The organism is Streptomyces sp. NPDC058198 (assembly GCF_042882605.1).
Taxonomy (GTDB): domain Bacteria; phylum Actinomycetota; class Actinomycetes; order Streptomycetales; family Streptomycetaceae; genus Streptomyces.
The window spans coordinates 822,337-844,675 of the sequence record NZ_JBHVVP010000003.1; the positions used below are offsets into that span (position 1 = coordinate 822,337).

The window sequence follows — 22,339 nt, forward strand, 5'->3', positions numbered from 1 at the left end:
AACCGGGCCCCCAGCGCCGACCCCAGGTTGGACAGGTGCATGCCCCGCTCGGGGTGGTCGGCGGGCGTGGCCCGGACCGCGGCCTGGAAACGGTCGATGACCTGGTCCAGGTCCGACAGATCCCCCGTCCGCTCGAACCGGGCCCGCAGCGCATTCCCCAGGTTGGAAAGGCGCCCCGCCCTTTCGGGGTGGTCGGTGGGCGTGGCGTGTACGGCTTCCTGTCCAGTGGTGACGGCCTGGTCCAGGTCCGACAGATCCCCCGTCCGCTCGGACCGGTTCCGCAGAGCAATCCCCAGATTGGACAGGAGCATGGCTCGGTTGGGGTGGCTGGGGGGCGTGGCGTGTATGGCTTCCTGTCCGGTGGCTACGGCCTGGTCCAGGTCCGACAGATCCCGCGTCCGCTCGAACCGGGCCTGCAGCGCCGTCCCCAGGTCGGACAGGTACATGTGCCGGTTGGGGTGGCCGGGGGGCGTGGCCCGGACCGCGGCCTGGAAACGTCCGAGGGCCTGGTCCAGGTCCGACAGGTCCCCGGTCCGCTCGAACCGGGCCTGCAGCGCCGTCCCCAGGGTGAAAAGCATCACTGCTCGGTTGGGGTGGCTGGGGGGCGTGGCGTGTATGGCTTCCTGTCCGGTGGTGACGGCCTGGTCCAGGTCCGACAGATCCCGCGTCCGCTCGAACCGGGCCTGCAGCGCCATCCCCAGATTGGACAGGCGCCCCCCTCGGCTGGGGTGGTCGGCGGGCGTGGCGTGCGCGATGCGTTGCAACACGGCCACTGCCACTGCGGAGGAGGACAGGTCCGGGTCGGTGGAGGCTAGTGCCTGCCTGAGCAGGCCGCTGGCGTGCGGTGCCGCGGTGTCGGCGAGCAGTGGCAGGAGGGATTCGGGCAGGCCGCTGGCGCCTGTGAGGAAGCAGGGGGTGAACGCTTCCACCGCGGCGTCTAGGTCCGCACCGCTTTGGCTGTCCGGGAGCGCTGTGTACCGGTGGAAGTGGAGCCAGCCGAGTGCGTACCAGGCTGTTACGTCGTTTAATTCGCCGGTGTTGGTGTGGAGGAGTTCGGTGAGCTGCCGGGCCTCGGTGAGGGCCTGGGGTTCCAATGCCGGGGAAGGATCGCCGGTGTCGGCGATCCGCCGTAGCCGGTCCCACACAGCAGCCAGCCGTTCTTCAAGCACCCCGGACCCCCTATGCCCGTCATGCGTCCTGTGGCAAGCCCATCCCGGAGTCGCGGGAGGAAACCCCACGTACCCTCGTGGTGTCGGCCAACCCTGCACCACACCAGCGTAGTTGGCCGAAGACAAGCCGGTGATGAGAACAGACTAGGGAGGGAACCCATGGCCGACGGGGGCCAGGCGGCGCCGGGCGAGGCGGAGAGGCTCGCCGCGGTCTGTGCGCATCTGGAGGAGATCCGCGCGGATCTGCGGAGCGGGCCGGGTGGGGACGAGGGCCCGGTGGAGCGGGTGCTGGCCGCCGCACGCGATGGCGATGACCCAGAGGGCACGCTCGCGGTGCTGCACGCCGTCCTGCAGGCCGACGGCGACCCTCAGGGGCTGGATGGCTACACGAACCACGCCGGAGCCACCCGTGGTCTGCGGCCGGCCGGGATCAGCACTACCCGTGCCGAGTTGGTGTATGTGTGCCCTGCTGGCCGGTGTGCGCGCTACTGGTGGCCCCAGGCCGCCGTCCCGGTCCCGCACTGCGCGATCAGCGGCATCCCTCTGCGCCGGGAACGGCTGTAACCGGTGGGAGGCTTCCTGTCGGAGCTGGGCAAGAAACTCGCCGAGCGGTGGCTGTCCCTGCTGGTCCTGCCCGGCGCCCTCTATCTCGCCGTCGCCGCCACCGCCCGCGCCCTAGGCCACACCCACCCCTTCGACCTGCCCAACCTCACCCAACAGATCAGCACCTGGGCCAACCACCCCGCCGCAAGCACCGCCGGCGGCCAAGTAGTGCTGCTGGCCGCAATCCTGGCCGCCGCAGCCGCCACGGGACTGGCCGCCCAGGCTCTCGGCTCACTGACCGAATGGCTCTGCCTGGCCGCCGACTGGCCCGCCTGGCCGGCCCCACTCCGCCAGCTCGCCGCCAAGCAAACCATCCGGCGGCGCAACCGATGGACCGACGCCGCCCGCACCTGGCACCGGCACCGTGAGCGGGACGCCCAAACCCGGAGACACCAACGCGCCGACCCAGCCCCACGGCAGGCCGCCGAACGCACCATGACCCGCATAGCACCCGAGGAACCCAGCCGCCCTACCTGGAGCGGGGACCGTCTCAACGCGGTAGCCGTCCGCCTGGAGCGCGACCACCATCTCGACCTGGCAATCCTCTGGCCGCACCTGTGGCTGATCCTCCCCGAAGAGACCCGCACCCAGATCACCACCGCCCGCCAAAACCTCACCCGCGCCACCACACTGACCGCATGGGCCCTGCTCTACCTCCCCCTCACCGCCTGGTGGTGGCCCGCCGCCCTCATCACCGCCACACTCACCCTCATCGGCTGGGCACGCACCCGCACCGCCACCGACACCTACGCCCTCCTCCTGGAAGCCACCGCCCGCCTCCACACCAGCGGCCTCGCCGACCGCCTCGGCCTCAACCCCACCAGCCCCTTCCCCCCCGAAACCGGCGACAACCTCGGCCTCAATCCCTCCGGTCCCCTCACGCCCGAGATTGGCGACACCCTCACCCACCACCTGACACCCACCCCGCCTCCGCCTCCGCCTATCACGGGATAACGACCCGTCACCCGGCGTACCTGCCACGCCGAACCGGAAAAGCCGGACCTATCACCAAAGGCACACGCCACGGGACCTCGGAGCTTCACCGCCTCCCACAACGGAGGCCGCCGTCTTCGGAGACCTGCGCCACGTCGCTGTCGGCGCTTCGCAAGAGCGCAGTGCCCAGATACCAACAGTGATTGCCGATGACGGCTCGACGGGCGATTTTGCTCGTGCTCAGCCAACGAAACCTGTGCTCGAACCGCGCGTATTCCGGCGTTTCCGCAGGAACCAGTGCTCACGAAGTCACGGAACCTACACACCTGCGGCCAAGCCAGCTCGCTGGCAGGAGCCGGTCGAGCTGGGAATATGCCTCCGCTGAGCGCCCCACGTGCTCTAACCTCGCGCGCATGAGTACGAGCAGTGGACACCTGGTGCCCCGTCCGGCCGACGAGATCACGGCAGAGCCGCACGAGGTCGCTCTGCGAGGACTGCAGTCGTTCGAGGATCTGATCCTCGGCGAACTCGCGAAGACGGGCCTTCCGACGGACGGCATTCTGGTAGGTCTCCCGGAGCGGCACGCGCTGATGAAGAGCACTGGATTCGCGCTCGCACGGCTGCCCGTCAAGGACCGGGGGCAGGCCGGCTACATCTCCAAGATGATCATCGCTGGATCCGTTGGTCTCTTCGACGCTGCCCTCAACTACCTCTGGGATGAGACCGTACTTGAGCTCCGCAAGCGCGTGGTGAACTTCGATCTCCAGTACTTCTATGAAGTCGCCGAGAAGAACGACAACAAGCGCAAGGAACTCAAGAGCGAGGAAGACCTGCCCAAGCTTGACGATCAGAAGCTCCTCAGCGGCTGCCGCGAGATCGGCTTGATCAGCGATATCGGCTTCCAGGAGCTCGACCTCATCCGCTACATGCGCAATTGGGCCAGCGCGGCCCACCCCAACCAAGCCGAGCTCGACGGCCTGCAGCTCGCCAACTGGCTGGGAACCTGCATCAAGCACGCGATCACGCTTCCCTACGACCAGATCACCGCCCAGGTCAAGAAGCTGCTGGTGAAGGTCAAGGAGAAGTGGCTCGACGAGAGTGCGATCAAGGAGATCAGCACCTTCTTCGTCAATCTGCCGACCGTCCAGGCCGACCCGCTCGCGTCTGGATTCTTCAGTCGGTACACCACTCTCACCACCAGTCCGGAGACCCTGGACAACATCCGCGGTCTCTGGCCTGCGCTCTGGGACCGCATCTCTGACGACACGCGCTACAACTTCGGATTCCGCTTGGGCCGGTTCCGGGCGAACGGCGATCAGGAACAGGCTGTCCTGGCTCGTCAGCTCATCGACCTGGTTGGCGGAGCCACCTACCTGCCATCCGAGGAGAGGGCATGGGAGATCGACGGCGCCCTGGATGAACTGGTCGACGCGCACAACGGCTGGAGCAACTTCTACACCGAGCCGCCGATCGCGCGCCGACTGCAGGAGCTCGTGGGCCAGCACGGTGACGTCCCGGAGGGGCTGAACCGGAAGTACGTGCTCGGTGTCGTCGAAGCATTCCTGACCAACGGCAACGGCGTCGCAATCAATGCCGATCCGATCTACCGGGACCTCATCGCCAGGTTCAGCCCGCAACAGGCGTCTCTCGGTCTGCGATCGTTCACCGACACTGCTATCGCCAGCAAGCTGCAGCAAAAGCTCCCCCGCGAGCAGTGGACCGCGCTCCTTGGCTTGATCGAGAACAAGCTGACCGGCCGCAACGACCGCGACCTGATCGACGCCATCCGTGGCTTCGCAGGGCAGCCCCACCAGCTCTCGAAGGATGCGGAGATCAAAGTCCAGCTGAAGCGATTCGACACCTGACCGGTCGGTTCTGCCTTGCAAGGCGAGGATTGCCCATCCCGGTGGTCCGCAGGCGCGGACCCAACCGAACCTGATGGCAGGTGACCGCTGCTAGGCTCACAGAATCAGGCTGAGGCAACACGCCGATACTGTCCCCAGAACAGGAGTGGCCCAGCCAGCTCGACGACCTGGGGGCGGCCGGCCCCATCGGCCTCTGGGTGCGGGGCCGGCCGGATCTGCGGATCTGGTCGCTGCGCTCCGTCGCCGTGGTCGGCGCCCGTGCGTGTACCCCGTATGGGGCACATATGGCGGCGGCTCTCGGCTCGGGACTCGCCGAGCGCGGCTGGGTGGTGACGTCCGGTGCCGCGTTCGGGGTCGACGGCGCCGCGCACCGGGGCGCCCTGGCGGCCGGCGGGGCCACCGTCGCCGTGCTCGCCTGCGGCGTCGACGTCGCCTATCCGCGGGGGCACGCCGAGTTGATCGGACGCATCGCCGAACAGGGCCTGGTCATCGGTGAACTGCCACCGGGCGACCACCCGACCCGCAGCAGATTCGTCCTCCGCAACCGTGTGATCGCCGCGCTCACCCGGGGAACCGTCGTCGTGGAGGCCGAATACCGCAGCGGCTCGCTGGTCACGGCGCGCGGCGCCCAGCGGCTCGGCCGCTTCACCATGGGGGTGCCGGGCCCTGCCACCAGCGGCCTCTCGGCCGGTGTGCACGAACTGCTGCGCGGCGAGGGAGTGCTGGTCACGGACGCCGCCGAAGTGGCCGAGCTGGTCGGTGACATCGGTGACCTCGCTCCCCTCCGGCGGGGCCCGGTCGTCCCCAGGGATCTGCTCGATCCCGTCAGCGCACGGGTGCTGGAAGCACTGCCCGCCCGGGGCGCCGCCGACGGGCGGGAGATCGCGCGAGGAGCCGGTACGACCGCGGAGGAGGCGCTCGGCAGGCTGTATGAACTCCACTCGTTGGGGTTTGTCGAACGGCGCGGAGACGGCTGGCAGTTGGCCACGCCCACGACACCGGTGGCAGCGGCGCGGCGAGGCGGTACTTGACCTGGAGCATTCGGGTGAAAAGGTGTGAGCGATGGCCCTCGTACTTCTATCGGTGAGACCCCGGGGGCCGGCGCGAGCGGCGTCGGCCCCGGATCGAAGGTGTGGCCGACGGCGTCCAGCCGGGCAGACGCGGCCAGCCTGTTCTTCGCTTACCGCGACTCCACAGTCACGCTACGCTCACCTGGATTCCGGACCAGACAGACGTCCCCCGCACTTCACAGCAGAACGGCTCAAGGCAACGCATGCCACAGCACACCTCCGGGTCTGACCGCGCGGCAGCGCCCCCCGCTGCCCGGGGCGCCGTGCGGCCCCCCGGGCCCTCGTCGCTCGACGAGTTGTGGCGTTCGTACAAGACCACGGGCGACGAGCGGCTGCGTGAGCAGTTGATCCTCCACTACTCACCGCTGGTGAAGTACGTCGCAGGCCGGGTGAGCGTGGGACTGCCGTCCAATGTCGAGCAGGCGGACTTCGTCTCCTCCGGGGTCTTCGGGCTGATCGACGCGATCGAGAAATTCGACATCGAGCGGTCGATCAAGTTCGAGACATACGCGATCACCCGGATCCGCGGCGCGATGATCGACGAACTCAGGGCCCTGGACTGGATCCCGCGCTCCGTGCGGCAGAAGGCCAGAGCCGTCGAGCGTGCCTACGCCACGCTGGAGGCGCAACTGCGGCGTACCCCCTCGGAGAGCGAGGTCGCCGCGGAGATGGGCATCGCACTGGAGGAACTGCACGCGGTTTTCAGCCAGTTGTCACTGGCGAACGTCGTGGCGCTGGAGGAGCTGCTGCATGTCGGCGGTGAGGGCGGCGACCGGCTCAGCCTCATGGACACGCTGGAGGACACCGCCGCCGACAATCCGGTCGAGGTGGCCGAGGGCCGGGAGCTGCGCCGGCTGCTGGCGCGCGCGATCAACACCCTCCCCGACCGTGAGAAGACCGTGGTCACGCTGTACTACTACGAGGGCCTCACCCTCGCCGAGATCGGCCATGTACTCGGGGTGACCGAGAGCAGGGTCAGTCAGATCCACACAAAGTCCGTGCTGCAGCTGCGTGCCAAGCTGGCCGACGTCGGACGCTGACGCTGTGTCGCCCCCGCCTCATCCGTAGAGTGGTGGCGTGCCAAGGATTCGAGCGGCCTCCGTGGCCGAGCACCGGACCATGCAGCGCGGCGCCCTGCTGGACGCCGCACGCTCCCTTCTGTCGGAAGGCGGTACGGAAGGGCTGACCTTCCCCGCCCTCGCTGAGCGCACGGGCCTCGCCAGGTCCTCGGTCTACGAATACTTCCGCTCGCGCGCCGCCGTCGTCGAGGAGCTGTGCGCCGTCGACTTCCCGGTCTGGGCCGCGGAGGTCGAGGCGGCCATGGCCGGGGCCGATACGCCGGAGGCCAAGGTCGCGGCCTATGTACGACAGCAGCTCGCACTGGTCGGGGACCGGCGGCACCGCGCGGTCGTCGCGATCTCCGCGAGCGAGCTGGACGCCGGCGCCCGCGAGAAGATCCGCGCCGCGCACGGCGGACTGATCGCCATGATCGTGGAGGCCCTCGTCGAACTGGGCCACGAACAGCCCCGGCTCGCCGCGATGCTCCTCCAGGGCGTCGTGGACGCGGCGGTCCGCCGTATCGAACTGGGCGCGGCAGAGGATCCGGCGGAGATCGCCGACGCCGCGGTGTCCATGGCGCTGCGCGGTGTACGGGGCTGAGCCCCGGCGGCCGTGGCCGGCTCCGGGACGCCGAAGACCGGGAGCAGCCGGGACGGACCCCGGCGCAGCAGCTCCGGCGGCAGCAGCGACAGCGGGTCGAGATACGTGTCGCCGCGCAGCAGGCCCCAGTGCAGACAGCTCTCCGGGCAGTGGGACGAGGCGCCCGTCAGTGTGGCCACCACCTGACCGGCGGTCACCACGTCGCCTTCCGTGACCAGCGCCTCCACCGGTTCGTACGTCGTGCGCAGCGGCGGGTCGCCCGTACCCGACAGGGCGATCGAGACCACCCCGCGCCCCGCCACCCGGCCCGCGAAGGAGACCCGGCCCGCGGCCGCCGCCCGTACCGGTGCGCCCGGGGCCGCAGCGAGATCGACACCGCGGTGGCCCTTGCCGTACGGGGAGACCGGCGGCTCCCAGCCCCGCAGCACCGCCGGCCGGGAGCCCACCGGCCAGGACCGGCCGCCCCCGTCCCCCGGCGCCCCGGCGGCCGCGGTGATGGATGCGAAAAACAGCGCCGGCACGAGCAGGGCCACGCGGACGCGAGCAGCGAACGTTCCGGTGCGCCGCCGGAACAGCGAACGAACAGTGATCATGCCGCCCACCGTCCCCCGGAACGGCGCGGCCGCGCTGATCATGCTCCGGTTCTGTGGAGTACCGACCGGTTGTGGACAGCGTCGTCACCCGGAGGTGCGAAGGTCCCGTACACTTCTTGTGGCGATCCGGGTCACCGGGTCGACTTCGCACGCCCCGCCATCGGCCTCTCCGTGCCGGTGTAAGCGCTACTCGGTCCTCCGTGGCACAGCGCATCGGGGCGTCAGGCGCGACCGCCGTCCGGCGGACGCGACAACCGAGTACCTCGAGGAGTACGGCCATGGCCGTCGTCACGATGCGGGAGCTGCTGGAAAGCGGCGTCCACTTCGGTCACCAGACCCGCCGTTGGAACCCGAAGATGAAGCGCTTCATCTTCACCGAGCGCAACGGCATCTACATCATCGACCTGCTCCAGTCGCTGTCGTACATCGACCGCGCCTACGAGTTCGTCAAGGAGACCGTCGCCCACGGCGGCTCCATCATGTTCGTCGGTACGAAGAAGCAGGCGCAGGAAGCCATCGCCGAGCAGGCGACGCGCGTGGGCATGCCCTACGTCAACCAGCGCTGGCTGGGCGGCATGCTCACCAACTTCTCCACCGTCTACAAGCGCCTTCAGCGTCTGAAGGAGCTCGAGCAGATCGACTTCGAGGACGTGGCCGCCTCCGGCCTCACCAAGAAGGAGCTCCTGGTCCTCTCCCGCGAGAAGGCCAAGCTGGAGAAGACCCTCGGTGGTATCCGCGAGATGCAGAAGGTGCCGAGCGCCGTCTGGATCGTCGACACCAAGAAGGAGCACATCGCCGTCGGTGAGGCGCGCAAGCTCCACATCCCGGTCGTCGCGATCCTCGACACCAACTGCGACCCCGACGAGGTCGACTACAAGATTCCGGGCAACGACGACGCGATCCGCTCCGTCACGCTGCTCACCCGCGTGATCGCCGACGCCGTCGCCGAGGGCCTCATCTCCCGTTCCGGTGTCGCCACCGGCGACTCGAAGCCGGGCGAGAAGGCCGCCGGCGAGCCCCTCGCCGAGTGGGAGCGCGACCTCCTCGAGGGCGACAAGAAGGACGACGCCGAGAAGCCCGCCGAGGCTGCCGCGGCCGAGGACGTCCAGACCTCCGCCGAGACGGAGAAGGTCGCCGACGCCGAGCAGGCCGAGGCTCCGGCTGAGGCCGCTGCCCCCGCCGAGGCCGCTGCCCCCGCCGAGGCCGCTGCCCCGGCCGCGGACACCGAGCAGGCCTGACCTTCACAGGTTCGGTAGTTGACGGCGGGGGCCTCACCGGCCCCCGCCGTTCACCCGTAGATCCTTCAGACCTTCGAGAGAGAATTACACGATCATGGCGAACTACACCGCCGCGGAAGTCAAGAAGCTCCGCGAGCTCACCGGCGCCGGGATGATGGACTGCAAGAAGGCCCTTGACGAGGCCGACGGCAACGTCGACAAGGCCGTCGAGCTGCTCCGCGTCAAGGGTCAGAAGGGCGTCGCCAAGCGCGAAGGCCGTTCGGCCGAGAACGGCGCCGTCGTCTCCCTCATCTCCGAGGACAAGACCTCCGGCGTTCTGCTCGAGCTGAAGTGCGAGACGGACTTCGTCGCCAAGGGTGACAAGTTCCAGACCGTCGCCAACACGCTCGCCGCGCACGTCGCCGCGACCTCCCCGGCCGACCTCCCGGCGCTGCTCGCGTCCGAGATCGAGGCCGGCAAGACCGTCCAGGCGTACGTCGACGAGGCGAACGCCAACCTGGGCGAGAAGATCGTCCTGGACCGCTTCGAGCAGTTCACCGGCGGTTACGTGGCTGCCTACATGCACCGCACCATGCCCGACCTCCCGCCGCAGGTCGGCGTCCTGGTCGAGCTGGACAAGGAAGACGCCGAGGTCGCCAAGGACGTCGCGCAGCACATCGCCGCCTTCGCCCCGAAGTATCTCAACCGCGACGAGGTCCCGGCCGAGACGGTCGAGAACGAGCGCCGCGTCGCCGAGGCGACCTCCCGCGAGGAGGGCAAGCCCGAGGCCGCCCTTCCGAAGATCGTCGAGGGTCGCGTCAACGGCTTCTTCAAGGACGTCGTCGTCCTGGAGCAGGCGTTCGCCAAGGACAACAAGAAGTCCGTCCAGAAGGTTCTGGACGGGGCCGGTGTCTCCCTGAAGCGCTTCGCGCGCATCAAGGTCGGCGTCTGAGTCCGTACGCGATCAACCAAAGACCCCGATAGGGTCTGACGCAGTCGCCCGCGTACGCGCCGGGCGGCCGCAGATCTGACGAGGAGGCCATTGCCGCACAGGGAACCGCAAGGACCCCGGCAATGGCCTTCTTCGTATGTGCACGAGGAGATCTCCATGGAACAGGCCGACAAAAGCGACGACGGCAATAAGCACGGCACGAAGCACGGCCGCTTCATGCTGAAGCTGTCCGGTGAGGCGTTCGCCGGCAGGGGAGCGCTCGGCGTCGACCCCGACGTCGTACACGCCATCGCCCGCGAGATCGCCGCCGTCGTCCGGGACGGCGCCCAGATCGCGGTCGTCATCGGTGGCGGCAACTTCTTCCGCGGCGCCGAGCTCCAGCAGCGCGGCATGGACCGGGCCCGCTCCGACTACATGGGCATGCTCGGTACGGTCATGAACTGCCTCGCCCTCCAGGACTTCCTGGAGAAGGAAGGCATCGACTCCCGCGTCCAGACCGCCATCACCATGGGCCAGGTCGCGGAGCCGTACATCCCCCTGCGGGCCGTGCGTCACCTGGAGAAGGGCCGCGTGGTCATCTTCGGTGCCGGTATGGGCATGCCGTACTTCTCCACCGACACCACCGCCGCCCAGCGGGCCCTGGAGATCGATGCCGAGGCCCTGCTGATGGGGAAGAACGGTGTGGACGGGGTGTACGACTCCGACCCCAAGACCAACCCCGACGCGGTGAAGTTCGACGCGCTGGAGTACAGCGAGGTGATCGCCGGCGATCTGCGCGTCGCCGACATGACCGCCATCACGCTGTGCCAGGACAACAAGCTGCCGATCCTGGTCTTCGAATTGCTGACCGAGGGCAATATCGCGCGCGCGGTCAAGGGTGAGAAGATCGGCACGCTCGTGAGCGACCAGGGCACCCGGGACTGATCCTGGGCCGCCCCGCACGGGAAGGACAAAGGCCTGCCGGTCGGACACCGTGCAGGAGAGACGCGACGCAGGTTCCGCCGGACCGGTGCTACACCGGGCCCACTCAAGACACGCAGGAGCAAGTGGTGATCGAAGAGACCCTCCTCGAGGCCGAGGAGAAGATGGAGAAGGCCGTCCTGGTCGCCAAAGACGACTTCGCCGCGATCCGCACCGGGCGGGCGCACCCGGCGATGTTCAACAAGATCGTGGCGGACTACTACGGTGCCCTGACCCCGATCAACCAGCTCGCCTCGTTCGCCGTGCCCGAGGCGCGGATGGCCGTGGTGACCCCGTTCGACAAGAGCGCGCTGCGCAACATCGAGCAGGCGATCCGTGACTCCGACCTCGGCGTCAATCCGAGCAACGACGGCAATATCATCCGGGTGGTGTTCCCCGAGCTGACGCAGGACCGCCGCAAGGAGTTCATCAAGGTCGCCAAGACCAAGGCCGAGGACTCGAAGATCTCGATCCGAGCCGTCCGCCGTAAGGCCAAGGAGACCATCGACAAGATGATCAAGGACGGCGACGTCGGCGAGGACGAGGGCCGCCGCGCGGAGAAGGAGCTCGACGACACCACCGCGAAGTATGTCGCGCAGGTGGACGAGCTGCTCAAGCACAAGGAAGCCGAGCTGCTCGAGGTCTGATGAACGACTCTTCCTGGGGGGCCGCCCCGCCGGCCACCGGTCACTGGGGACCTCCCGAGCAGGGGGCTGCCCCGGCGGGTCCTGCGTACGATGAGCATCCCGCACAGCAGACTCGGCCCATGCCCATCGTGCCCGACGGACCCGCGAACGGCGGGGACCAGGACGACGACCGGGAGGCTGCTCGGCCGGGCGGCCCCCCGTACCGTCACAAGACTCCGCAGGAGCCCATGGCCACCCCTCCGCCGCCCCCGCAGAAGAAGCGGGCAGGCCGTGACCTGCGTGCGGCCATAGGAGTCGGCCTCGGACTCGGTGCGGTGGTCGTGGCGTCGCTCTTCGTCGTCAAGGCCGTGTTCATCGGCGTCATAACGGTGGCCGTGGTCGTCGGGCTCTGGGAGCTGACGTCCCGGCTCGCCGAGAAGAAGGGCATCAAGGCCCCGCTCGTACCGCTGGCCGTCGGCGGCGCCGCGATGATCGTCGCCGGCTATCTGCGCGGCCCCGAGGGTGCCTGGATCGCGATGGCCCTCACCGCGCTCGCGGTGCTGGTCTGGCGGATGACGCAACCGCCAGAGGGCTATCTGCGGGACGTCACCGCGGGGATCTTCGCCGCGTTCTACGTACCGTTCCTGGCCACCTTCGTCGCGCTGATGCTCACGGCGCCCGACGGGTCGCGGCGGGTGCTGCTGTTCCTGGTGCTGACCGTCGTCAGCGACACGGGCGCGTACGCGGTCGGCTGGCGCTTCGGCACCCACAAGCTCGCGCCGCGCATCAGCCCCGGCAAGACCTGGGAGGGGCTGTTCGGTGCCGTCGTCTTCGCCATGACGGCCGGCGCGCTCTGTATGCAGTTCATCATCGACGACGGGATCTGGTGGCAGGGACTGCTGCTGGGTCTGGCCGTCGCGGCCACCGCCACCCTCGGGGACCTCGGCGAGTCCATGATCAAGCGGGATCTCGGCATCAAGGACATGGGCACGCTGCTGCCGGGCCACGGCGGCATCATGGACCGCCTCGACTCCCTGCTGCCCACGGCCCCGGTGGTCTGGCTCCTGCTGGTGATCTTCGTAGGCTCCTGATCGCCGTACACTCCTGACCAGGCCGAATACGCCAGGGGGCCCGTTGTCCACAGGGCAGCGGGCCCCCTGCCGTACGTCTGCGACACTGGTACGACCATGCCTGCACCTGGAGAACTCAGCCGCGAACGAATGGACCAGGCTTTGACCTCCAGTTTTTCCGTTGCCATGGGTGCCTCTTAGGCCGCTTGGGCCGCCTCTGGGCCGTCATCGCTCTTGCCGGCTGGCTCGTAGAGCCTGTTCACGGCCTCGCGTGTACGTTCCTCACTGCTTGGCATGAGGCGCGTGTAGACCCTGATAGTGAAGCCGGGGTCTGTGGGACCTAGGTAGTTGGTCAGAGCCTTGATGTTCTCCCCAGCATCCAGGACTACGGACGCATGGAACTGCCGCAGCGCGTGCATCCCGTGCCTCGCGAGTAGATGGCAGAGGCCCTTTTCCTTCTGGCTTCGTGATGAGAACTGCGGCAGCAAGGGCAGGCTTCCACGGGCTGATGTTGAAGTTGCTTCGGTAGACGTGATTTCCACGCGGCCCGGTGAAGACGAATAACCGGGTTAGTGGGGGACCGTCTGGCTTCAACCAGGGGAGTGTCACAGTCACGAGCGGATACTCCGTCATGTGCCGCGCCAATACCTGCCGCACCTGCTCAGGGAGCGGCACGTCACGAAGCTTCTCGCCTTTCGGTAACGAGAGCACCCGACCCCTCACCACCTTGATCTGCAACCCCACGTGTGCCAGCCCGCAAGGAATCCCACGGCGTCAACGGGGAGGCCGAAGATCTCCCCCCTGTCGGAGGCTGCATCCTGCTCCGACGTTCACCATGGCTTGGTATCGCTTGGGAAGCGCCGCCTGGATGGCGAAGGTCTGCTCATTGGTGCGGGGGACTAACGCGCTCGCCACTCGGCTTTGGCGCATTGACTGAGCTGGAGCGGTAGGGATTGCGAGGCTCGAGGGTGTTGTCCACGGCTGCGGTCAGGACAGCCGAAACCGTCGCGAAGATGCTCCTACGGTACGAGGACGACTCCCCCGTGTCTTCCAGCTGCCGTGTCCACGTACGGATGCGACGGGGCGGAAGGACGCGAGCGGTCGCGACCGAGGTGCGGGAAGGCGTGCAGACGAAGCTGTGTCTCTGTTGTCGCTCGCGACGCAACGTTGGTGGTCTGTGCGGCGATCCAACTATCTGCGTACTGCCGGAAAGTGGTTGGACTTGAGGCTGGGGCGATGTAGTGGCCGCGCGACATGTCTGCTTCGAGCTGGGCCAGCCACTGATCAGCGAGACGCTTTTGCCGAGCAGGGAATGACTTGCTCCGGCCTGCCATGGGCGGCTGCTCCTGGGTGGCGCGAGACAGGGGCGCGGCCCCCTACTCTTCCGTTGGTGATTTGTCGGTAATGTCGGCCTCAGTGGTGAGCCGCGCGAATCGCAGCATGGGTGCAGGAATTTCCTCCGCTCGCGGAGGCCAGCCGGGGATTGGATAGGCGGCAGTGAAGTTTGCGACCATCCAGTCGGGGCCAACCTTCCTCATGAGGATGGGGTATACGGAAATAAACTCCCCCTCTCCCGTCACCAAAATGCCTTCGTCGGCTGGGGACATTACAACCAGCTCATAATCTAGGCCGATTCTGCGCGGGTTGCTCGCCGCGCCCCAACCATTGATATCCCAGCGCCTGTAATGGTGCTGCAGAACTTCCAGTTTACTTCGTAGGCAGTGCTTACTGAGTGGGTGTCTGGGATTCTTGACCGCCAGCGCCTCCGCCAGTTCATCGCGGCTGTAAGGTGCCAAGCCGGGGTGCCCCTCGTTGGCGATGATCCAATCTTGAGCCAGGGTAAGCCTTAGTTCGCGCGTAAGCGCCTTCCAGACTTCGCGTTTTTTGCCACGCTTAACGCTCGCAAGCCAGTTTGTGGCTGCGGTGACGGGGCCGGTTTCGCCGAAATGTGAGTCGAATTCAGCGAGTAGCACTGTCAATCTTTGCGTGGATGATTCCCGCAGATTGATGTGCCCTGTTGTTTCCATGACTCGATTAAAGCAAGCCATGGCCTGCGACACCTCGCCAACTTTGTGATGTAGTACACCCTGGAGGAAGAGAATGTATGCTCGTTCGTCTCCGTACGCGTGGTGGAGTAGCGCGTCAAGTTGACGGATGGCTCCTTGAGTTTCGCCTCCGGCGGCCTCCCCGAAAGCCCTGTCTACATCCGGGCTCGGTTGGATCCCATCGAAGTGAAAGGACGTGCCCGGGGAAGAGTTGGGTATCCCCAGTTCGCTGGGTAGTTCCCCAGGATTCCGAAGCAGTACCTGCACCAGACGTGCAATATCGGCATCTGCTGATTCGCCGATTACGAACCAACTGGTCAGGTTCAAAGGTGGTGGAATGAGGCTGGCGTCCTCTACGCGAAGCACGACCGGGATAAACTTGGCGCGCTCTCTCCTGCTGTGATATAGGTCTGCCGTGATGAGCGCCCCCTCCCAGCGGACTCCGGACCCGATACCTGGTCCCGTCTCCCGATTGAATCGATGGACGTAGTTCTCTGTGACAACCACGATCACGAAATCGGACTTGTCAATCTCACGTCGCATCCAGTCAGGCCATGACTCAGGTGGGTTGTGCTCGTCGAACTGATCTATCCACGCATCGATGCCGGCGCGCCGAAGACGTTCCGCGAAGCGTCGAATTTTTTCTCTGTGCGCATCGCTGTCATGTGAGTAAGAGATCAGCGTTCGAGGCTCGGAGGTATCGCGAGTCATTAATATCCCCTCATATCGGACACGAGGGCCCAATGTCCCCGTCCGCGTATGTGATAGTCCAGCTCACTCGTCGTGTCGGCCTGCGGTCAAGCTGGTGGAGTTTCGGTCGGTTGATCCAACTGCTGTTGACGCTTCCGTTGGTCGCTTTTGAGGGATTCGACTCGCTCCGTGAAATCCACCATGGCTGTGTCATTATTCGGCTGGTTTCTATACCTGCCAACCTTGAGGATGAATGTATCCATTTCCTCTTCGATAGCGTCCGCTGTTTGTTGTAGGTGAAAACTTCTCTCGCGGAATTTAAAGTATCCGGTGAAGCCTGCTGCAACGCCAACAGTGAAGCTCACTCCGACCACGAGCCATTTGTAAGGCGGGGGTGTCTCGGCAAGTCCTGCGAGGGTTGAGGCCCCGAGGGAGCCAACTATGATTACGCTTTGAAAGGTGTTGTGGACCCTTCTGTAGTATTTGCTTTCGCTTCGGTATTGCTCGATTGCGACCGGAATGGTCTCCCTGTAAACGTGTCGATGCGTTCCCGTCGACAGGGCAGTATTTGCGGCGTGCAACCTCTTGCGCTCGATTTCAATCTCTAGGTCCAGCCGCTTTGTTGATATGTAATCCGCCTCCCAGTGGGCATGTGCAGTGTCTACGATTCTAATGAATACGATAAAGGAGGCGATTAGGAGTGCGACCGTAATGGGAATGCATGCGAGATTGATGCGAGCGAAGTCGAATCTTCGCCAGGTCGCAATGTTTCCGACTAGTAGAAATAGAACTAACAGTGGGGTTGAAGACCAAATCGCTATGACGGTAAATCTTGCGAGACGAGCTCTTCGGATCTCCTGTCGTAGATCCAGGATGGTTCGATCGTGGCGCAGCAACTGCTCGATAGCGCGGTCTTCTACTTCTGTCGTTCTGGCCAACGATCCCCCAACTTAACGAAGTTGATGCGTGAGCTTAGTTGATCGAGACCGAACAGTGCAGAGGTTCTATCCGATCTGGTGGAGGAGATGCATCGGCGGGAGGCCCGCATTATCTGGGGCGGCCCGGCCATCCGACTTCTCAGGCATAGCGAAAGAGCGGGCCTTGGCCGACCGCGAACCAGGACTGTGCAGAGTCGAAAAAGTGCCCCCCGCGACGGCGCTGACTCGGTCGCGCCGTACTCGCGCGGGCGGCCGCCTTGACGATCCACCCAGCGTGGATCATCCATCTCGTCATCGCCGTCCGGCAGGCCAGCGTGGTGTAGGAACTCGACCACGTCCTCGTCACTGCGAGTGAGGCCCGCGATCTGAGCGGGGATTGTCACCCGCCACTCACCCGTTCCGGCTGCGCGGTGGATGACGATTGGTGTTCCTCATGTCGTGTAATCGGTCACTGTCCCTGCGCTTCGCTGGACCGTCTGTGGGCCGTCAAAGGGGCACCGACGTCGACTGATGACGACCAAGACCGACCAGGTGCGTGCGCCCTTCATCCCTTCTGAGCTGGCGAGGGTCTCTACTACCACGGCGTGTCTGTAAGACTGGAGGAACCATGCCTGTACCCGGAGAACTCACTTTCGTCGCGCCCCGCGGAGCCAAGAAGCCGCCGCGGCATCTCGCCGACCTCACCCCCGCGGAGCGCCGCGAGGCCGTCGCCGCGATCGGCGAGAAGCCGTTCCGCGCCAAGCAGCTGTCGCAGCACTACTTCGCGCGGTTCGCACACGACCCCGAGCAGTGGACCGACATCCCGGCCACCGCGCGCCAGAAGCTGGCGACGGAGCTGCTGCCCGACCTGATGTCGGTCGTACGGCACATCTCCTGCGACGACGACACCACCCGTAAGACGCTCTGGCGGCTGCACGACGGCACGTTGGTCGAGTCCGTGCTGATGCGCTATCCGGACCGGGTCACCATGTGTATCTCGTCGCAGGCGGGCTGCGGGATGAACTGCCCGTTCTGCGCGACCGGGCAGGCCGGCCTGGACCGCAATCTGTCCACCGCCGAGATCGTGCACCAGATCGTCGACGGCATGCGCGCCCTGCGCGACGGTGAGGTCCCCGGCGGTCCTTCCCGGCTGTCCAACATCGTCTTCATGGGCATGGGCGAGCCGCTCGCCAACTACAAGCGGGTGGTCGGCGCCATCCGCCGGCTGACCGACCCCGAGCCGGACGGCCTGGGCCTCTCGCAGCGCGGGATCACCGTCTCGACGGTCGGTCTGGTGCCCGCGATGCTGCGCTTCGCCGACGAGGGTTTCAAATGCCGGCTCGCGGTCTCCCTGCACGCGCCGGACGACGAGCTGCGCGACACCCTCGTCCCCGTCAACACGCGCTGGAAGGTCCGGGAGGTGCTCGACGCCGCCTGGGAGTACGCGGAGAAGTCCGGCCGCCGGGTCTCCATCGAGTACGCCCTGATCCGTGACATCAACGACCAGGCGTGGCGCGGCGACCGGCTGGGCCGGCTGCTCAAGGGCAAGCGGGTGCACGTCAATCTGATCCCGCTCAACCCGACCCCCGGCTCGAAGTGGACCGCGTCGCGCCCCGAGGACGAGAAGGCCTTCGTCGAGGCCATCGCCGCTCACGGCGTGCCGGTGACCGTGCGGGACACCCGCGGCCAGGAGATCGACGGAGCCTGCGGACAGCTCGCGGCTCAGGAGCGCTAGGTCCTGTCGGGGGGCGGGGCCCAGGCGCCGTAGGAGCACCCGGGGCACCGGAAAACGTCCCATGTACCCTGGGCGCGCACGCATTACATATTTCCGACAGGGGAGCGCCACAGCGCTGAGAGTGCGGCACATGTCCGTGAGAACGGGCAGCGGCCGCAGACCCTCTGAACCTTGCCCAGGTCATTCTGGGTAGGAAGTTCGGTCATCACTCAAGCTGTTGCGCCCTGCCCGGAGTCCGGTCCGACCGGACTCCGGGCAGGGCCGCGTCTTCTCCTGGACATCCCAGGAGGAAAACCAGTGAGTACCACCAGAAAGATGACGGCCGCCGCGATTACCGCCGCGCTCGGTGTCTCGGCCCTCGCCGCCTGTGGCGGGTCCGGCGGCTCCGCGTCGTCCGGTGACGGCGACGGCAAGGGCGGTTCACCGTCCAAGACCGTCACGCTCGTCAGCCATGACTCGTTCGCCGCCTCCGCGTCCGTGCTGAAGCAGTTCACCCGGGAGACCGGCTACACGGTCAAGGTGCTGAAGAGCGGCGACGCCGGCGAGGCCCTCAACAAGGAGATCCTGACGAAGGGTTCTCCGCAGGGCGATGTCTTCTTCGGCGTCGACAACACGCTGCTCTCCCGCGCCCTCGACAACGGCCTGTTCACGCCGTACAAGGCGAAGGGCCTCGACCAGGTCGATACCGGCGCCCAGCTCGACCCGGACAAGAACCGGGTCACCCCGATCGACACCGGCGACATCTGCGTCAACTACGACAAGAAGTATTTCGCGGACAAGAAGCTCGCGCCGCCGCGGTCCTTCGACGATCTGATCAAGCCCCAGTACAAGAACCTGCTGGTCACGGAGAACGCCGCGACGTCCTCGCCGGGCCTCGGCTTCCTCCTCGGCACCGCCGCGCAGTACGGCGACGACGGCTGGCAGGACTACTGGAAGAAGCTGAGGGCCAACGGCGTCCAGGTCGTCGACAGCTGGGATCAGGCCTACAACGGAACCTTCTCGGGCTCCGCGGGCGGCAAGCAGGCCAAGGGGGACCGGCCGCTCGTCGTCTCGTACGCCTCCAGCCCGCCGGTCGAGGTGCTGTACGCCGAGCCGCGGCCGAAGGAGGCCCCGACCGGAGTCTCCACCGGCACCTGCTTCCGGCAGACCGAGTTCGCCGGGCTGCTGGGCGGCGCGAAGAACGAGGCGGGCGGCAAGGCGCTGCTGGACTTCCTGATCAGCAAGCCGTTCCAGGCGGACATGCCGCTGAACATGTTCGTGAACCCGGTGGTCAAGGACATCGAACTGCCCGAGCTGTTCACGGAGTTCGGCGCGACCGTCGACACACCGGAGACCATGGCTCCTGACAAGATCGCCGCCCACCGTGAGCAGTGGATCCAGTCGTGGTCCTCACTCGTAGTGAAGTAACCCCGGCACCGGCGCGAGCCGGACGCGGGAACGCGGTGCGGCTCGGCCTGATGGCCGTGCCCGCCGCGTTCTTCGCGGTCTTCTTCGCCTATCCCGTGGCCGCGATCGTCGGTCGCGGGCTGAAGGCCGACGGCGGCTGGCAGTTCGGCCGGATCGGCGACGTACTGCGCCGCCCCGACATTCTCGACGTCCTGTGGTTCACCACCTGGCAGGCGCTCGCCTCCACCGCGCTCACCCTGCTGATCGCCCTGCCCGGCGCGTATGTCTTCGCGCGCCTCGACTTCCCCGGCAAGCAGCTGCTGCGCGCGGTGGTCACCGTGCCGTTCGTGCTGCCGACCGTCGTCGTCGGCACGGCCTTCCTGGCGCTGCTCGGCCGCGGCGGACTGCTCGACGAGCTGTGGGGCGTACGGCTCGACACCACGGTCTGGGCGATCCTCCTCGCGCATGTCTTCTTCAACTACGCGGTGGTCGTACGGACCGTGGGCGGCCTGTGGTCCCAGCTCGACCCACGCCAGGAGGAGGCCGCGCGGGTGCTCGGCGCGGGACGGCTCGCGGCCTGGTGGCGGGTGACGCTGCCCGCCCTCGGCCCCGCCGTCGCGGCCGCCGCCCTGATGGTCTTCCTCTTCACCTTCACCTCCTTCGGCGTCGTACAGATCCTCGGCGGCCCCGCCTACTCCACCCTGGAGGTGGAGATCTACCGGCAGACCGCGCAGCTGCTCGACCTGCCCACCGCTGCCGTACTGACGCTGGTGCAGTTCGCGGCGGTCGGCGGGATCCTGGCGGTGCACGCGTGGACCGTACGGAGACGGGAGTCCGCGCTGAAGCTGGTCGACCCCGCGCAGACCGCGAGCCGGCCGCGCGGAGCCGGCCAGTGGACGCTGCTCGGCGGGGTCCTCGCCGTGGTGCTGCTGCTGATCCTGCTGCCGCTCGGCGTGCTCGTCGAGCGGTCGCTCGACGGTCCCGGCGGGTACGGCTTCGGCTACTTCCGTGCCCTCGGATCGGTGGAGGCGAGCGGCGGCACCTTCCTCGTACCGCCGCTGGAAGCGGTGTGGAACTCGCTGCGGTACGCCCTGGTCGCGACGGCCGTCGCACTGGCGGTGGGCGGTCTGGCCGCCGCCGCGCTCACCAGGCGCGCGGGCCGGCTCGTGCGCGGCTTCGACGCGCTGCTGATGCTGCCGCTCGGGGTCTCGGCCGTGACCGTCGGCTTCGGCTTCCTGATCACGCTCGACAAGCCGCCGCTGGATCTGCGGGCCTCCTGGATTCTGGTGCCGCTCGCCCAGGCGCTGGTCGGGGTGCCCTTCGTCGTACGGACGATGCTGCCGGTGCTGCGTGCGGTGGACGGCCGGCTGCGCGAGGCGGCCGCGGTCCTCGGTGCGTCACCGCTGCGCGCCTGGCGGGAGGTCGATCTGCCGCTCGTACGGCGGGCGTTGCTGGTCGCGGCCGGTTTCGCCTTCGCCGTCTCGCTCGGCGAGTTCGGCGCGACGGTCTTCATCGCACGTCCGGACCGGCCGACCCTGCCGGTCGCCGTGGCACGGCTGCTGGGGCGGCCCGGCGAGCTCAACTACGGCCAGGCGATGGCCCTGTCCACGGTCCTGATGGTGGTGTGCGCGGTGTCGCTGCTGGCGCTCGAACGTATCCGTACCGACCGTTCCGGAGAGTTCTGATGGCCCTGCTCACCTTGTCGGACGTGACCGTACGGTTCGGTGCCCGTACCGCCCTCGACGCGGTGGACCTGGAGATCGCCGAGCACGAGATCGTCTGTGTGCTGGGGCCGAGCGGCAGCGGCAAGTCGACGCTGCTGAGGGTGGTGGCCGGGCTGCGGTCCCCGGACGGCGGGCGGGTGCTGCTCGACGGCGCCGACCAGTCGGGGGTGCCGGTGCACCGGCGCGGGGTCGGGCTGATGTTCCAGGACCATCAGCTCTTTCCGCAGCGTGATGTGGGCGGCAATGTCGCCTTCGGGCTGCGGATGCGTGGCGTCGCGCGCGACGAACAGGCCCGCCGGGTCGAGGAGTTGCTCGACCTCGTCGGTCTGCCGGGCGCCGGGCGGCGGGCCGTCGCCGCGCTGTCCGGCGGGGAGCAGCAGCGGGTCGCCCTGGCGCGGGCGCTCGCCCCGCGGCCACGGCTGCTGATGCTGGACGAGCCGCTCGGCCAACTCGACCGCAGTCTGCGGGAGCGGCTCGTCGTCGAACTGCGCGGGCTCTTCGGACAGCTGGGTACGACGGTGCTCGCCGTCACCCACGACCAGGGCGAGGCCTTCGCGCTGGCCGACCGTGTGGTGGTGATGCGGGACGGGCGCGTCGCGCAGACCGGCACACCGCTGGAGGTCTGGCAGCGGCCGGCCTCCGCCTTCGTGGCACGGTTCCTCGGCTTCGACAATGTGGTGGACGCGACGGTGAGCGGCGAGGCCGCCGACACGGTGTGGGGCAAGATCCCGGTGCCCGGCGATTCCCCGCAGGGCGAGCGGACGGTGCTGGTGCGGCCGGCCGGGGTGCGTCTCGTCGACCCCGCCGAGGGGCTGCGCTGCACGGTCGAGGCACGTACGTTCCGTGGCAGCCGGGCCGCCGTGCTGCTGCGGCCCGGCGACGCTCCGGTGCTTGAGGCGGAGTGCGCCCTGCGGGACGCGCCGGGGGAGGGGGCGACGGTGGGCGTCGCCTTCGCGGCCGAGGATGTGGTGGTACTGCCGGGGCGGGGCTGACCCGCTCCCGCACCGGTCTCGCGCCGGGCGTTAATGCGGCCCCCGTCGGGCCCGCCCCCCGCCCCGCGGGCGCCGGCCGCCGGGGCCGGCCCCCCGGGGGCGGGGGGGCCGCGGGGCCGCCGGCCGCCGGGGC

General features: G+C 67.6%; 17 protein-coding genes, 2 pseudogenes and 1 riboswitch. Of the genes and pseudogenes, 15 read left to right on the forward strand and 4 right to left on the reverse strand.

Annotation, left to right across the window (positions count from 1 at the left end):
* On the reverse strand, positions 1–1,169 hold a 1,169-nt coding region (locus ACFVWW_RS16020), incomplete at its 3' end, for a tetratricopeptide repeat protein (protein ID WP_389679691.1).
* 159 nt (positions 1,170–1,328) lie between these two features.
* Between ACFVWW_RS16020 and ACFVWW_RS16025 the strand changes: the two genes are divergently transcribed.
* The 6 genes and pseudogenes from ACFVWW_RS16025 (at position 1,329) to ACFVWW_RS16050 (ending at position 7,299) form a co-directional block, all read left to right on the forward strand.
* A complete protein-coding gene (locus tag ACFVWW_RS16025) occupies positions 1,329–1,733 on the forward strand; it encodes a hypothetical protein (RefSeq protein WP_386878293.1) in 405 nt (134 codons plus the stop codon).
* A 3-nt stretch (positions 1,734–1,736) separates the two neighbouring features.
* Entirely contained in the window at positions 1,737–2,726 is a 990-nt protein-coding gene (locus tag ACFVWW_RS16030) for a hypothetical protein (RefSeq protein ID WP_386878294.1), read from the forward strand.
* Positions 2,727–3,118: 392 nt separating this feature from the next.
* Positions 3,119–4,570: a hypothetical protein gene (locus ACFVWW_RS16035; protein ID WP_386878295.1), complete on the forward strand. Its 1,452-nt coding sequence runs from the start codon at positions 3,119–3,121 to the stop codon at positions 4,568–4,570.
* Between the two features lie 137 nt (positions 4,571–4,707).
* Positions 4,708–5,601 (forward strand): annotated as a pseudogene (locus tag ACFVWW_RS16040) (DNA-processing protein DprA); the annotation flags it as partial.
* Between the two features lie 242 nt (positions 5,602–5,843).
* A complete protein-coding gene (whiG, locus tag ACFVWW_RS16045) occupies positions 5,844–6,680 on the forward strand; it encodes an RNA polymerase sigma factor WhiG (RefSeq protein WP_384184673.1) in 837 nt (278 codons plus the stop codon).
* A 79-nt stretch (positions 6,681–6,759) separates the two neighbouring features.
* Positions 6,760–7,299 carry a TetR/AcrR family transcriptional regulator gene (locus ACFVWW_RS16050; protein WP_386878338.1) on the forward strand — a complete coding sequence of 180 codons (540 nt, stop codon included), beginning with the start codon at positions 6,760–6,762 and terminating at the stop codon, positions 7,297–7,299.
* Positions 7,300–7,316: 17 nt separating this feature from the next.
* Here ACFVWW_RS16050 and ACFVWW_RS16055 read toward each other — a convergent pair.
* Positions 7,317–7,892, reverse strand: a pseudogene (locus ACFVWW_RS16055) (murein hydrolase activator EnvC family protein); the annotation flags it as partial.
* Positions 7,893–8,170: 278 nt separating this feature from the next.
* On the opposite strand from ACFVWW_RS16055, the gene rpsB reads away from it, so the two are divergent.
* From rpsB to ACFVWW_RS16080, 5 genes are all read left to right on the forward strand, one after another.
* A complete protein-coding gene (gene rpsB / locus ACFVWW_RS16060; RefSeq protein ID WP_384184675.1) occupies positions 8,171–9,130 on the forward strand; it encodes a 30S ribosomal protein S2 in 960 nt (319 codons plus the stop codon).
* A gap of 94 nt (positions 9,131–9,224) precedes the next feature.
* Complete coding sequence (gene tsf, locus ACFVWW_RS16065; protein WP_384184678.1) at positions 9,225–10,061, forward strand: translation elongation factor Ts; 837 nt, start codon at positions 9,225–9,227, stop codon at positions 10,059–10,061.
* Positions 10,062–10,217: 156 nt separating this feature from the next.
* Complete coding sequence (pyrH, locus tag ACFVWW_RS16070) at positions 10,218–10,985, forward strand: UMP kinase (RefSeq protein ID WP_384184681.1); 768 nt, start codon at positions 10,218–10,220, stop codon at positions 10,983–10,985.
* A 125-nt stretch (positions 10,986–11,110) separates the two neighbouring features.
* Complete coding sequence (frr, locus tag ACFVWW_RS16075) at positions 11,111–11,668, forward strand: ribosome recycling factor (RefSeq protein ID WP_384184683.1); 558 nt, start codon at positions 11,111–11,113, stop codon at positions 11,666–11,668.
* Positions 11,668–12,738 (forward strand): phosphatidate cytidylyltransferase, encoded by a 1,071-nt coding sequence (locus ACFVWW_RS16080; protein ID WP_386878296.1) that lies wholly within the window; start codon positions 11,668–11,670, stop codon positions 12,736–12,738. The genes frr and ACFVWW_RS16080 overlap by 1 nt, the downstream gene beginning before the upstream one ends.
* Positions 12,739–14,093: 1,355 nt before the next feature.
* Here ACFVWW_RS16080 and ACFVWW_RS16085 read toward each other — a convergent pair.
* Both ACFVWW_RS16085 and ACFVWW_RS16090 read right to left on the reverse strand, forming a co-directional pair.
* The gene (locus ACFVWW_RS16085) at positions 14,094–15,473 is read right to left on the reverse strand and encodes a toll/interleukin-1 receptor domain-containing protein (protein WP_386878297.1); all 1,380 of its coding nucleotides are present in this window, start codon (positions 15,471–15,473) and stop codon (positions 14,094–14,096) included.
* A gap of 86 nt (positions 15,474–15,559) precedes the next feature.
* On the reverse strand, positions 15,560–16,390 hold the full coding sequence (locus tag ACFVWW_RS16090; protein ID WP_386878298.1) for a DUF4231 domain-containing protein: 831 nt from the start codon (positions 16,388–16,390) through the stop codon (positions 15,560–15,562).
* Between the two features lie 607 nt (positions 16,391–16,997).
* On the opposite strand from ACFVWW_RS16090, the gene rlmN reads away from it, so the two are divergent.
* The 4 genes from rlmN (at position 16,998) to ACFVWW_RS16110 (ending at position 22,206) form a co-directional block, all read left to right on the forward strand.
* The gene (rlmN, locus tag ACFVWW_RS16095; RefSeq protein WP_384184735.1) at positions 16,998–18,104 is read left to right on the forward strand and encodes a 23S rRNA (adenine(2503)-C(2))-methyltransferase RlmN; all 1,107 of its coding nucleotides are present in this window, start codon (positions 16,998–17,000) and stop codon (positions 18,102–18,104) included.
* A gap of 88 nt (positions 18,105–18,192) precedes the next feature.
* A riboswitch (TPP riboswitch) is annotated at positions 18,193–18,318 on the forward strand.
* An 83-nt stretch (positions 18,319–18,401) separates the two neighbouring features.
* On the forward strand, positions 18,402–19,511 hold the full coding sequence (locus ACFVWW_RS16100; protein WP_386878299.1) for a thiamine ABC transporter substrate binding subunit: 1,110 nt from the start codon (positions 18,402–18,404) through the stop codon (positions 19,509–19,511).
* Positions 19,512–19,561: 50 nt separating this feature from the next.
* A complete protein-coding gene (locus tag ACFVWW_RS16105) occupies positions 19,562–21,175 on the forward strand; it encodes an ABC transporter permease (protein ID WP_384184819.1) in 1,614 nt (537 codons plus the stop codon).
* Positions 21,175–22,206, forward strand: a complete 1,032-nt coding sequence (locus tag ACFVWW_RS16110) for an ABC transporter ATP-binding protein (protein WP_384184741.1) — start codon at positions 21,175–21,177, stop codon at positions 22,204–22,206. Before ACFVWW_RS16105 ends, ACFVWW_RS16110 begins: the two co-directional genes overlap by 1 nt.
* Positions 22,207–22,339 lie beyond the last annotated feature (133 nt).

What these genes read in the sequence shown, in the direction of transcription:
- ACFVWW_RS16025 (WP_386878293.1), top strand. Translation starts at nt 1,329, where the DNA reads ATGGCCGACGGGGGCCAGGCGGCGCCGGGCGAGGCGGAGAGGCTCGCC.
- ACFVWW_RS16035 (WP_386878295.1), top strand. Translation starts at nt 3,119, where the DNA reads ATGAGTACGAGCAGTGGACACCTGGTGCCCCGTCCGGCCGACGAGATC.
- whiG (WP_384184673.1), top strand. Translation starts at nt 5,844, where the DNA reads ATGCCACAGCACACCTCCGGGTCTGACCGCGCGGCAGCGCCCCCCGCT.
- ACFVWW_RS16050 (WP_386878338.1), top strand. Translation starts at nt 6,760, where the DNA reads ATGCAGCGCGGCGCCCTGCTGGACGCCGCACGCTCCCTTCTGTCGGAA.
- rpsB (WP_384184675.1), top strand. Translation starts at nt 8,171, where the DNA reads ATGGCCGTCGTCACGATGCGGGAGCTGCTGGAAAGCGGCGTCCACTTC.
- tsf (WP_384184678.1), top strand. Translation starts at nt 9,225, where the DNA reads ATGGCGAACTACACCGCCGCGGAAGTCAAGAAGCTCCGCGAGCTCACC.
- pyrH (WP_384184681.1), top strand. Translation starts at nt 10,218, where the DNA reads ATGGAACAGGCCGACAAAAGCGACGACGGCAATAAGCACGGCACGAAG.
- ACFVWW_RS16080 (WP_386878296.1), top strand. Translation starts at nt 11,668, where the DNA reads ATGAACGACTCTTCCTGGGGGGCCGCCCCGCCGGCCACCGGTCACTGG.
- ACFVWW_RS16085 (WP_386878297.1), bottom strand. Translation starts at nt 15,473, where the DNA reads ATGACTCGCGATACCTCCGAGCCTCGAACGCTGATCTCTTACTCACAT.
- rlmN (WP_384184735.1), top strand. Translation starts at nt 16,998, where the DNA reads ATGCCTGTACCCGGAGAACTCACTTTCGTCGCGCCCCGCGGAGCCAAG.
- ACFVWW_RS16105 (WP_384184819.1), top strand. Translation starts at nt 19,562, where the DNA reads ATGGCCGTGCCCGCCGCGTTCTTCGCGGTCTTCTTCGCCTATCCCGTG.
- ACFVWW_RS16110 (WP_384184741.1), top strand. Translation starts at nt 21,175, where the DNA reads ATGGCCCTGCTCACCTTGTCGGACGTGACCGTACGGTTCGGTGCCCGT.